General features: G+C 43.1%; 10 protein-coding genes and 1 pseudogene. 2 read left to right on the top strand and 9 right to left on the bottom strand.

Annotation, left to right across the window (positions count from 1 at the left end; genetic code table 11):
- Positions 1-43: 43 nt before the first annotated feature.
- The gene (zwf, locus tag RS891_RS19780) at positions 44-1,561 is read right to left on the bottom strand and encodes a glucose-6-phosphate dehydrogenase (protein WP_113052048.1); all 1,518 of its coding nucleotides are present in this window, start codon (positions 1,559-1,561) and stop codon (positions 44-46) included.
- 112 nt (positions 1,562-1,673) lie between these two features.
- On the opposite strand from zwf, the gene RS891_RS19785 reads away from it, so the two are divergent.
- The gene (locus RS891_RS19785; RefSeq protein WP_113052047.1) at positions 1,674-2,561 is read left to right on the top strand and encodes a LysR family transcriptional regulator; all 888 of its coding nucleotides are present in this window, start codon (positions 1,674-1,676) and stop codon (positions 2,559-2,561) included.
- 104 nt (positions 2,562-2,665) lie between these two features.
- Here the strand turns inward: RS891_RS19785 and RS891_RS19790 are convergent, their stop codons facing one another.
- The 7 genes and pseudogenes from RS891_RS19790 to RS891_RS19820 form a co-directional block, all read right to left on the bottom strand.
- Positions 2,666-3,337 carry a hypothetical protein gene (locus RS891_RS19790; protein WP_113052046.1) on the bottom strand — a complete coding sequence of 224 codons (672 nt, stop codon included), beginning with the start codon at positions 3,335-3,337 and terminating at the stop codon, positions 2,666-2,668.
- Between the two features lie 170 nt (positions 3,338-3,507).
- The gene (locus RS891_RS19795) at positions 3,508-4,092 is read right to left on the bottom strand and encodes a cupin domain-containing protein (RefSeq protein ID WP_063563127.1); all 585 of its coding nucleotides are present in this window, start codon (positions 4,090-4,092) and stop codon (positions 3,508-3,510) included.
- Between the two features lie 95 nt (positions 4,093-4,187).
- Positions 4,188-4,730, bottom strand: a pseudogene (locus RS891_RS19800) (aldo/keto reductase); the annotation flags it as partial.
- A 68-nt stretch (positions 4,731-4,798) separates the two neighbouring features.
- Entirely contained in the window at positions 4,799-5,872 is a 1,074-nt protein-coding gene (locus tag RS891_RS19805; protein WP_315792976.1) for an ankyrin repeat domain-containing protein, read from the bottom strand.
- Positions 5,873-6,076: 204 nt separating this feature from the next.
- Positions 6,077-7,402, bottom strand: a complete 1,326-nt coding sequence (locus tag RS891_RS19810; protein ID WP_315792977.1) for an MFS transporter — start codon at positions 7,400-7,402, stop codon at positions 6,077-6,079.
- A gap of 28 nt (positions 7,403-7,430) precedes the next feature.
- Complete coding sequence (locus tag RS891_RS19815; RefSeq protein WP_113052042.1) at positions 7,431-8,195, bottom strand: ABC transporter ATP-binding protein; 765 nt, start codon at positions 8,193-8,195, stop codon at positions 7,431-7,433.
- Positions 8,196-8,205: 10 nt separating this feature from the next.
- On the bottom strand, positions 8,206-10,542 hold the full coding sequence (locus RS891_RS19820; RefSeq protein ID WP_315792978.1) for an ABC transporter permease: 2,337 nt from the start codon (positions 10,540-10,542) through the stop codon (positions 8,206-8,208).
- 322 nt (positions 10,543-10,864) lie between these two features.
- Between RS891_RS19820 and RS891_RS19825 the strand changes: the two genes are divergently transcribed.
- Positions 10,865-11,839 (top strand): serine hydrolase domain-containing protein, encoded by a 975-nt coding sequence (locus tag RS891_RS19825; RefSeq protein ID WP_113052040.1) that lies wholly within the window; start codon positions 10,865-10,867, stop codon positions 11,837-11,839.
- Between the two features lie 104 nt (positions 11,840-11,943).
- On the opposite strand, the gene RS891_RS19830 is transcribed toward RS891_RS19825, so the two are convergent.
- Positions 11,944-12,972, bottom strand: coding sequence for a serine hydrolase domain-containing protein (locus tag RS891_RS19830; protein ID WP_113052039.1), 1,029 nt, complete (start codon positions 12,970-12,972; stop codon positions 11,944-11,946).
- Between the last annotated feature and the right edge of the window lie 17 nt (positions 12,973-12,989).

Below are 12,989 nucleotides of genomic sequence, written 5' to 3' on the forward strand. Positions count from 1 at the left end.
ATTCAATTACCTCCAAGGGATATGTTTTTTTTGTTTTTTTATGTTACAGATTTGCATTAACAGCCAGAGGAACTTCAATATCATCTTCAGCCAGCTGATCGGCAGGTTGGTCAAACCACCAGTGGTGCCCTTCCGCAGCGAGCATCGCATCCGACTCTGCTGGTCCATAACTTCCAGCCGGGTACAGATGAAGTGGGAGCAAATTCTCCTGGAATGCATCCAGAATAGGTTGTACCCAAGCCCAAGACAGTTCTACTTCATCCCAATGGGCAAAGAACGTTGGATCGCCATGCAATGCGTCATGAATTAAGTTCTCATAAGCCTCAGCCAGGTCCTCACGATCTGGTGACAGATCGATATGAACAGGTTTGAACTCCCCTTTGTTTTGAGGGTCGCTTGCATTCAGCTGCAGCGTCATGCTCTGATCAGGACTCATCTCAATCACAAGCAGGTTCGGTTTGGAACCGTTAACCACGTTAGCCTGTCCGGATGGTTCCTTGAATTCGATAACAATGCGAGTTGATTTCTCCTTCATTCGTTTGCCGGTACGGATATAGAAAGGTACTCCGCGCCAGAAGAAGTCATCAATCTGCAATTTGGCAGCAATAAAAGTATCATTCATCGTATTCTCGGCAACACCCGGTTCAGCTGCATATCCGTTAACGGATTTGCCTTGAATGTTTCCTTCAGCATACTGTCCGCGAATGACGCTTGCACCCACGTTTTGCTTTTGCAGTGGCTGGATCGATTCCATGATGTGTTTTTTCTTCAAACCGACTTTTTCCGAGGTGCTGTTATATGGAAGCTGGATCGCCATCATCATAAGCAATTGCAGCATATGATTTTGGAACATGTCACGCACAGCGCCTACATGATCATAATAGGATGCCCGTTCTTCCACGCCAACAGTCTCATTAGCGGTGATCTGCACATTGGAGATATAACGGTTGTTCCACAACGCCTTCATGATCGGATTGCTCTGATGCAAGGTTTCAAGACGTTGTACCATTGGTTTGCCCAAATAGTGGTCAATCCGATAAATTTCCTCTTCGGTGAACGCTTCGCTTAATTTGCGATTCAGGTCACGAGCTGATTGTAGATCATGTCCAAATGGCTTTTCGATCACAAGGCGTTTCCAGCCCTCAGTTGATCCAAGTCCACTACCCTGAATGTTCTCTGCAATGGGTTCGAAGAATTCTGGCCCAACCGAAAGGTAGAACAGACGATTGGATGGAATGCCAAGTTCAGCCTCTCTTTGTTCCACTAAATTTAACAGCTCTATATAATCTTCCTTATGGCTTATATTCAATACACTGTAACGGAAAGCCTGTACGAATGATTTTACAACTTCAGGATCAGCAGGGCGTCTGGAAAATTCATTTAATGATTTTTCCACTTGTGCCTGAAAGAATTCATCAGACCATTCTCTGCGTCCCAAGCCAATCAGCGAGAAGGATGCCGGAAGTTTTTGCTCAATGTATAAATTATATAAGGCTGGATATATTTTTCTTTTGGCTAAATCGCCAGTCGCACCAAATAAAATAATGCTCGTTGGTTCCATCTCACTATTCTCCTTCCAAGTAACTCTGGTTTCTTTGCTGTAGTTACACTATAATACGTTTCATAGCCATACAAGTAATTAATATATTTCACAGGAGCTATAGACGATATCTATGACAACAAATTATGAATTATATAAGGTATTCTATTGGGCTGCCAAAACAGGCAGTTTGACCCAAGCCGCCAAAGCGCTATATATTACTCAACCAAGTGTCAGTCATGCCATTAAACAGTTGGAAGAAAGCTTTGGCCTCACGTTGTTTTACCGAAATTCCAAGGGGGTTGCGTTAACACAGGAAGGTGTAAGTCTGTATTCCTATATTGAACAATCCCAGATTCTGATCTCTCTGGCCGAGGAGAAAATGGCTGCTTTGAAGAATTTAGACAACGGGGAACTAAGGATTGGTGGCAGTGATTCGCTGTTCAAGCATTACATGCTGTCCTATCTGGAAGAATTTCATGTGCTTTACCCTAACATCAAGCTGCATCTAAGTCATGGGACAACGCCGGAAGTCATTACATTTCTTAAAGAAGGCAAAATTGATCTGGGTGTTGTGCGGATGCCCATTGTCGATCCCCAACTTGAGGTCAGGGAAAGTATCCAGCTCAAAGACTGCTTTGTCGCGGGCGAACGTTATGCCCAACTGAAGGATAAAGTTATGACATTAGAAATGCTGCTGGAACATCAACTGATTCTTTTCTCCAGAAACAGCCGGGTTCGGATGGCAATTACGGAGCTGTTCAACAGCTATGGCTACACACTCAAACCTGAAATTGAGGTCGGCAGTGTGGATTTGTTAATCGAGTTTGCTCGGAGGGGATTGGGCATATCGTATGTTACCCGTGAATTTATTTCCAAAGAGCTGGAAGAAGGCTCTCTCTTTGAAATTCAGCTGGATGTTGCCCTGCCCCCTTCACATGTGGGCATCATGACAAAGCGTAATATGCCAATTTCCCTGGCAGCCAACCGGTTTATGGATCTCATTTTCAAGGCAGATTAAGATTCATTAGTCTACAGGTCTACAAAAAAAAGTGCCTCGTCATTCCAAAAGGATGATGAAGCACTTTTTTATATTCATTTTCCAAGTAAACAACTAACCAATTCTTATCTTAAATCAAGTTCTCTCAATCTGCTCTCAATTCTCTCAGGAATCATAGCAAACAGTTGCTGCCAGGACATGAATAGACTTGGCTCAAGCAAAAACTCTTCAAACTCCATAGAGGGAACAAACGCCTTAGTCTGCAGGAAACTACGCACGCTGGCATCAATCTCTTCATTGGTCTGGAAATAACCTTTGAACATCTCGTTCACGAGCAGGCCGTCACAACCCGCATTGGCGCCTGCTGCACTATACAAATCCGGCAACAGTTCAAACACTACAGGGATCGGAGAAAAAGCATGTTTACCTGGCTGCGAGTATAGACACACATGGCGTCCAACCACATTCACTCGATCCTTCAGCAATCCCCGAAGTACTCTGCCATGGAAGCTGGCTTCACAATCCACGACTTCACCGTCATGGCCCACATATATCCACACATGCTCCATTTCGTACAAGTGCCCAATTTCATAATCCCACCAAATCGAAAATTCAATCACATATTGGACTGCCTCAACCGGAAAATGAATTTCCCGCTGGAATGACGGTGAAGGTCCTGATTGATCCAGAATGGAAACGCCTACATAATCCGGGTAAAAGGGTTCATTTCGATCAAACATCAATACTGGTGCATAACTCATCGCGGTTTCCAGCATTTCTTGCTCAGTCATGGTCATGGATCGTCCCTCCACATTCTTTGAGTGCTACTACTGTAACAAACCAATGTTATGCCTATCTTAACAGAGAATTCGGAATGTGTTAATTGGAACGAAACTTAAGCCCGTAATCGGAAAATTTTCCGATCACGGGCCTGAAATCGTTCATTTGATAGGAGAACGAGATAACGTTACCCCTTTGAGTTTTTGGATGATTTGGAAGCTTTGATCGCCTGATCGGAAACAGAATCTACACATCCAATCGGAGGTCCCAAAATAGCGTCATTTTTGATGGATGCCACTGCCGTCCTGTAAGCCTCCTCATCAATACAGTACGCACGATGGGCAACTTCAGGCGGTGTTGCAGCCAGGAAGTCAGCCCCCAGCACAATGTCCGGTGTAGGTTGATCAAAAATCGTCAACAAGTGCACATCATCGGTCTCCGCCACAAACCAGTGAAACCATCCTTGTGGGAATATCGAAACCTGACCTGGCTTCAAGTGATAACTTATCCGCTCCCGCTTAAACGGATCGTAGACAGAGGTGGTAATTTCCCCGTTAATCAGAACGACCATCTCGGTCACATTTGTATGCCAGTGTGGCTGAACAATAATACCTTTGCTCATGTGTACATTGAAGAATCCATTTTTGATCGTAGGCAGCTGCGGTCCAAACAACTGGGTAATATAATTGCGCGAATCACGCTGATAATTCAACACCGCTGTCGAATCGGCCGCCAGTTGAACGTTCGGGGCTTGTAGGATCGGATTAGTCATACCGCTGTTTCCTCCTTATAGGCATACATCTCATTGTTGTACTGTATGCGCTAATTAGCGGAGATAATACCGGGGACACGGTTCCATCGCAATTTTTATCCGATCGGGTATCTGCCGCCTGCGGCAAATCCTTTGGGAGTTATCCGTTCAACCTCAGCCAATTCATCATTGGTAAAAGAAACCTGTAAGGCACCAAGATTCTCGTGGACTCTCTCCAAACTGCGAGTACCTGGAATCGGAACGATATGTTCCCCCTTTTCGAGTAACCAGGCGAGTGCGAGCTGAGAAGCAGTGCATCCTTTTTGCATAGCCAGCTCTTGGATCAGGTGCACTACCTCCAGATTTTTCTCGAAATTCTCACCCTGGAAACGTGGATAATGACGACGATAATCGTCCTCTGGGAGGTCGTCTATCGATCGGATCTGACCTGTTAGGAAGCCGCGCCCCAATGGACTGTAGGGTACAAGCCCAATGTTCAACTCGCCAAGCAAAGGCAATATCTCATCCTCAAGCTCACGACTCCACAATGAATACTCTGTTTGGAGTGCTGTGATGGGATGAACGGCATTCGCACGACGAATTGTCTCTGCAGACGCTTCCGACAGACCTATATAACGGATCTTACCCTGCTGTACCAGGCTCTTTCTTGTTAATTTACGTATACATTCGTGAATAAATATTTAATAATTGCATTATCAATCCTTAGTTATATTTGATCGAAAAATTCTGTGAGCTTCTTACTCGGGTCAGCTAGAAATTCAGGGATCGTACATATATTTCCAATCTCCTGATGTTCAATATCTGCGTAGCCAATCATTTTTTTGCTTGGATTCCAGACGATCAGGATATAGGAGTACTGATCCGCGTTAGAGGATATGCGCAGTAGTTTCTGTCTGCCCAGCTTCATCTCTACGGTATCGATCAGATGGAAGAATTCGATGTATCCCACGCTGGACGAATTGTCTGGCAAGTCGATTCTTCGCGGACCTTCCGATAGAAAACGGATTAATGCATTAGGCAGCTTGTACGATTTGAGTACATGCAATTTATTGCTCAGATTGTGAAAGTCTTGCGGCTCATGAGCTTTCAAATACTCTGCCATTTCCGCATTCTTCTGACTAATCGCAATCGTGTATGCTCGTTCTCCGTCCTTCTCCTGAATGGTCACATCCGCCCCCTGTTCCACCAGAAATTGAACCATCTTCATATTGTTGTTGCGAGCTGCTACCGTAAGCGGTGTTGCCTTATATGGATACACCATATCGGACTCGTTGTAATTGATGTCCACGCCCTCGTCCAGCAAATACTGGACCATCTTCATATCGTGATTCGAAACGGCTTTTCGTAACGTTTTTCCACCATATTTTTGAATATCCAGTCCGAGGCCCTTCAGCACTGCGATATTCTTTTTGTTACCGTAATAGGCTTCATCATACGCATTTGACTTCACCTTGCTCAAACCGTTCAATTTGGCACCCTTCTGATGCAAATATGAGATGATCTCTTCCCCGCCATATCTGACCGCCTTAAGGATCGCTGGATTATCCTTTACATTCAAGTTTACTCCATTATCCACCAAAAGCTTGACCACTGCCTGTTGATTGGTGATTAGGGCAATATCCAATGGCGTCAATGCTATGTATTTGCTGAGCGTAATCTCTTTTTCGAGATCCATGCCCTGTTTAATGAATTCTTCTACAGCAATAACATCTCCCTTATAAATCGCCATGGCGTGATCAGGCAACGTTTCAAACGTACCTTGGTTTCCGATTTTGAACAAAGCTATAACCTCCCACGGGTTAAATATCTACACGACTAAAAGCCCCTGATGCTCATTATTATTAGTATACCTGCTATCCTTTTGATTTGTACAAACCTCTACCAAAATCATGATTCCAGTCCTAAAGCCTTTCAAACAAACCATCCCCGAAACATAAAGTTCCGGGGCCGATATCATCCTTTAAACTACATCACATCGACTCAATTAATCATGCGCTAAATTCGTGGGGTCTGTTGACACAACATCGCTCCCCTTCTCTAACCCCTTAATGGATTTAAGTTGAGAAGTGATGGCTGCAATAACGATTACAAATACCCCTGCAATAATAAACAACAGCGCAATGCCTCTTCCTGGGCCAACGCCGATATATGATCCTACGGTCGAAGCGAGTGATCCACCTTCCACCAACATCGGGTTAAAGACACGGTCTGCCAAAAATCCTGCGAGACTATAGGACACAATAAAACCTAATTGCGATAAAATGCCAATGATGCCCCACACCCTGCCTTGTTTCTCGTTGGATATGTTATTACGCACTAATACATCTGCACTCATGTTGACAAAAGGAAGTGAGGCCAAAAACAGGAAGCCTGCAAAGATAATGAAATAAATATTGGTGGAAAATCCCAAGAGGGAGAATGATAGTCCGGATATAACCAGACCCAGAACAAGTATTTTTGAATATTTTTTACTTAGAATGAACATGCCAATACATAAACTACTGATCAGCATACCGATCGCGCTCACAGATTGGAACGTTCCAAGCGTCCTTGAATCCGAGAACGATAAGATCATAGGACCAATGAGCGTCTCAAGAAATCCCAAATAAAATGTGATGATTGAAATAATGATAACAAGCAGAAGCACGCCTTTATTCGTAGTGACTTCAATCCAGCCTTCGTTAAGCTCAGCAAGCCAGGGTTTCCTCTCAGCATTACTTCGCTCTGCTTTAATGCTTTTGCGGATAACAAGTACCGCCAGGATCGCAACCAGATACGTTAACATATTAATGATCAGAATGACTTCAATGGTTGTTATACTGAGCAGAATGCCCGCTATAATGGGCGAAAATAAAAACTTGGATGATTCGGCCAGCTGCATCAGGCCACTACCCTTTGAATATTGATCTTTATCGAGCAAATCGGTGGCTGAAGCCTTATAGGCTGGACTTTGAATAGCCGAGAACATGGAACTGAAAGTGACGCCAACATAGAGATACCATAGTTCAATATTTCCGATCAGGATCATGACCCAGATAAAAACGAGACCAGCGGCAGAACCAAGATCACCTATGACCATCATCATACGTCGGTCAAAACGATCTGCAAGGACTCCACCTATAGGCCGCAACAAGATATTAGGCAAAAAGGTAAACAGTGTAATCAGCGCCACAACTGTCGCCATATGGGTTTTCTCAAATGCGTACACTCCAAGGGAGAATGCTGTCATTCCGATCCCAATTGTAGATATGAGCTGTCCAAACCATACCAACAGAAATTTGCCAAATGACCTGTTCTCCATCTGTTTCATTGGATAAACCCCTCTCCAATTAACCGTGTTAGAACCCGTGATCCGTTAGCCACTTACCCAAGCTGCTCTCTCTCGCTTTAAGGTCATGCTGTTTGTTAAACTTGCCCATGTTGCGATCTGCCACCAGTTTACCGTCTATCATGAATAAAACCCGTTCAGATCGAGCTGCGACTTTGACGTCATGAGTAACGATTAATATAGTTGTTCCAGAAGCATTAATGTCTAAGAGAATATCCATAATTTCATTGGTTGAACGTGAATTCAGTGCCCCTGTGGGTTCGTCACCAAACAGAATATCAGGCTGATTGATCAATGCCCTACAGATAGCAATCCGTTGCAATTGTCCACCCGATGCTTGAGTGATATTGTGGTTGGCCAGTTCATTAATCCCCATTTTTTTCATTAAATTGTGTGCTCGTGTATTAATGGAATCCCTACTGCTTTTTTTGGCCTGATAAGCAGACAGAATGATATTGTCGAGTAGATTCAGATTTTTCAACAGATGGATGTTCTGAAATATAAATCCCATCTTGTTCAAGCGAAGCTGTGCCAATTCTTTCTCCGATAGATCCGAAATTTTCTTTCCACCAAAATAAACACTTCCGCTACTTACTTGATCCATGCCGCTGACATTGTATAGCAAGGTTGATTTTCCTGATCCCGACGGGCCCATAATGCAGACAAATTCGCCCTTCTTCAATTGAAAATTAATATCCTTCAAAATAGGATGTTTCTCACGCTCACCAGTACTGTACGATTTGTTCACGTTTTTGGCTTCCAGGATCGTAGTCATGGTCATCCCCCTATTCGACAATCATTTTGGAAATGCTGGATTCTTTGATAGATTGAATACTGATAAGAGCGGTACAGACAATACTTGCTGCCAGCAGCAGCGGACAAAGTACGTACGCTTGTAACGGGTCAATGACAAAGACCATATGGGACGCTCCGAAAGAAGCCATTATTGTACTGATCAGCCACTCGCCTGCCGTATTGGATAATATGGTTCCTACAAGGACCCCTACACCCAAAACAATAAGGGACATCGATACATATTTGAATTTAATAGTGGAGATGGCAAATCCCAAACTTCTGAAAACCGCGATATCACCGCTATCCTTTGTGACAAGCATTTTCAAGAATAATGAAGTGATCAGGATAGTAACCAATACTGCCACAATAAACGCCAACACCGTAACCAACTTAAGCTGATGAATTGTTCCTCCAAGCGTTTGATATAAGTAACCTTTTAAATCAGTCACCTTTGCAGGTGAGAACGCCTGCTCATATTCCGCAATTTTATCTGAGATTTTACTACCGTCATCTTTTAAATCAAGACTTACGACATACCAGAGCACACGATCTTTGTTATAAGGCAGCCGTGCTTTTGCAGTCTTTCCACCATTGGTCACATCCTGATATACACCACTGACGGTCATTGTTTTTTCCTGTCCATTTACGATTAGTACCAAGGTATCTCCCTTCTTCTTCTCCATGTCACTACTGTTCGCATCAGACAAAGCAATTTCATTTTCATTTTTCGGTGCCGCGCCGTTTACGTAAGACAAAGGAAAAACATCAAAGTCACCTGTCTCTACGCTTAAATGATCGTAGCTACCTTCACTGTTCAACACTTTGAATTGGCTTGTGACAAGAGGTGAGTATCGAAGTACGTTCTTATCCTTTTGAACATAATCAATTAATTCAGCGTAACGCTGTTCGATATCTTCAGAGTGCCTTAGATCAATACGCATATCACTTTGACCTACACCCATGTAAGAAATGAAGCTAGGAGCTTGTAACGTATGGAGGAAATTTATAGGTACGATCATAATAAATGAACTTATAATAAATACAAACAACAGCAAACGGAACATTTTCATTCGTTGGATGACTTCTCTTAAACCCAGAAAAACTGGAACCGATAACCACCGATTTTGGGACAAGTTTAGTGTGTTTTGACTTATTTTTGTCTCACCCATACTGCCCGAACGTAATGCTTCAACGACTGAAATGTGATTAAAACGCCGAAGTACACGGTTGCAGAAAAATACCACGATGGCAAAAATGAAGACAGCAGCAAACAAGGTTATGCCGTAGTGCAACCATGTTTTGGGAGCTTCCCCCATATAGAGCATCATATTGGACATGAACAAACGGTTAACCCATAGTGATGCAAGAAAGCCAGCGATGGAGCCCAATCCTGCCATAACAACATATTTGCTCAAGTAGAGTTTCTTAATATCATTCTCGGATATGCCAATAGCTTTCATGACGCTAATCTCTCGATAATCTTCTTCAATGGTGGCGAGCATGGTGAAACGAATGCAGAGTACAGCGATCACAATCAAGATCAAACTGACCAGAATGACTACAGCTGCGACTACCCCATCAGTCAATGCATTCAACAACTGAAACAGATTGTAGTTCACCACAGGACCAGCGTTTGGCAAACTCGTATTTTGATAGGCTTGGGTAAAGTCGCTGATCATCTTGGAATCTCTAAGACGAAATTCAATCAGATACTCCGACTCTCCCGTATGTTGCTTCAAGGTTTGGAATTCAGCCTGACTGATGACAAAACGTTTGGAGTGAATGATCGATGGATTCATTTGAGCATCACGTACAAATTCCACGATCTTGTATGTTCTGCTGAAAGAACCATCTTTAATATGAATACGGTCACCAATGCCCAATTTCTTCTGCTGCAAGTAATAAACGGGAACCGCAATTTCTCCATCATTCACCCGCACAATCTCACTATCCAGATTCAGCAGAAAATCAAAATCCTGATTTTGTACAACAAAATCAAGATCCATAATGCTGTTTTTCTCCGCCTCCGCTCCAAAAAACAAATGAGCACCGTCTATGTTAATCATTTCTACGATCTGGTGTTTATCTACCATCTCATTGGCCTGTGCCCATTCATTCACCTTCATTTTATCCAATTTACCTGCATGCATTTGCACAACATGAGGTGTCTTGGATTCTGTAAATAAATAGTGAATTGAACTTGTTAACTCCATAATCATTCGTGTACCTGAAGAAACAAGTAAAGCCGCCAGTAAAATAAAAACAAATAGAGCGATGTTGATTCCTTTTTTCCTCATAAGATCATTTTTCAACATACGTAATAGCATGAATAACCACTAGCTCCTTTGTATGGAACACTACTTTGGAATAATCAGGTACACTTTATGTAATTACGTTTACCGATATGTCAAACCCTATGGACCAAAGCTCATGTTCCTCATTTCCTGTAAAATAACCCCATTTATTTTGTATCCCGATTGTATCAATAAATATGAACTACAGAATCAGTCTGCGGTCCAGTTCTTACTAATCCCGAAGTCTGATGAGAATGAATTGAGAACTTATTTATTCATATGCTAAGATAATGATCCAAACCTTTTCTAATGAACACTCAATTTATGGGATAATTCCCCAATAAGAAAGGAAACTATGAATCCTTCATCCATACCATCCATGTTGCATCAAATCATCCCGCCACTGGATCTGCGCAGTTGTTTAGTTAGCATGCGTGGTGAGATCATATACGAGCACTACCGCAATCAAGAAGCAGGCACCCATATTGCCAAAATCAATTCATGTACCAAAAGTGTGCTGTCCGCACTCATCTGTATTGCGATGGATCACGGATGGCTGCCCGAAGCGTCTACTCCAATCTCCACCTTTTTCCCGCAACTGGTGTCAGATCCTGACCCACGTAAATCGGAGATTACGTTAGAGCAGTTATTAACCATGACGGCCGGATTTAACTGGGACGAATTCGGAGGACAGAATTCTTTTCCGCGTATGACTCGTACAGATCACTGGGTGAATTTTGCGTTGGAGCAGCGCTTAAGTCATGTACCAGGTACATATATGGAATACAATTCAGGGGTATCACAGATACTGTCTGCCATCCTCATGCAAAGTACAGGTATATCCGTAGCCGAGTTTGCGGAACGTTATCTGTTTGGCCCCTTGGGAATCCAACAGTACGAATGGGAAAGCGACCCACAGGGTGTACATACCGGGGGTTTTGGCTTAAAGCTGTTGCCGGAGGATTTGCTGAAATTCGGACAACTGTTTTTGCAGCAGGGCATGTGGAACGGGCAGTCGATGATTTCGAGTGATCATGTTAGCCGCTCTACAAAACCTGCCATTACGGTTACTCCACCCAATCATGGTAGTTACGCTTGGCATTGGTGGGTGGATGCTTATACTAACGAAACTGCAGAAGCTAAGTTTACAGAACAGCCCACTTCCATACTTCACTATTATTACGCCCGTGGATTTGGCGGACAATTTGTATATATCGTCCCGGCTTTGGAACTCGTTGTCGTGCTCACCAATGACAAACGAAAGAAGGAAAAACCTCCGCTGGATGTATTCCCCAAACAGATTGCACCTCAATTGGCGAAACTCTTATAAAACTTCTCTTTGAGTTGTGAAACATACAAAATAACCCCATAGCTTACCCGGCATTCACCGGTAACTATAGGGTTATTCAATTACTTTTTAACATCAATCCTCAGCTAAGGTCTCACCAAAGCCTCTTCCACAGCCTTTGTTATGTGATAAGGACCAGAATCTTTGTTGGAGAGAACAACAACCTGCACGTTGTGATCTGGATATACAGAAGACATGAACGACACACCAGGATCGAAACCCATCACATGATATTTAAATAACTCTCCCCCTCTCCGATCAATCCAGATCCCCTGCCCATAATAGGTTTCATCATCCTCATGGACATATGGCGTGATTAACTTTGCTGTTGTTTCTTTACCCAACAGTTCATTTCTGAATAACGCATTCCAAAAACGAATCATATCCGGCGCTGTTGTATAAGCTCCACCATCAGCCCCACCCTTAACAGGAATGGAAAAAATGTTACTTGTCCACGAGTCGTCCTCCTGATCCATATATCCGATCGCAGTATTACGGGGAAGACGATCTGTCTCAAAATAACCCGAATCCGACATGCCGCACTTTTTGAAAATATATTGTTCTACATAATCCGTAAACGACTGCCCCGTGTGCTCTTCAACAATGAGGCCCAATACGATAAATGCAGCATTATTATAATGGAACCGTTCACCCGGAGCAGATTTCATGGGCTGATGCTGAAACATCGACAGAAAATCATTCAATTTGCGCATTGAATAGACGGGCCGTTCCTTCCACAACTCAGCGAAATCCTCCATCACTTCTTCATCAAAATAGTCCGGGATACCTGAGGTGTGTGTTAACAGCTGCTGAATTGTGACTCCTTGATCCCATAGAGGAAACTTAATGCTCAAGACATCTGCCAATCTGGAATCATACGATATTTTTCCTTGTTCAATCAATTGGCATATACTCACTGCCGTAAAAATCTTGCATCCAGATGCAATGCCAAACCGTGTATCTGGCTGATTCAAACGTTCATCACTTCGATTGGCATATGCACGAGTCGTACTTAATAGGGTATGCTCGTTTTGTTTTATCAAAACTACGCCCGAAAAATCAACATTCTCCATCACTTCTGTTATTCTGCGTGTCAGATCCGTTATACGCTTCATTTATCGTTCACCTAAAT

Origin of the sequence: Paenibacillus sp. BIC5C1 (assembly GCF_032399705.1) — a bacterium.
Taxonomy (GTDB): Bacteria; Bacillota; Bacilli; order Paenibacillales; family Paenibacillaceae; genus Paenibacillus; species Paenibacillus taichungensis_A.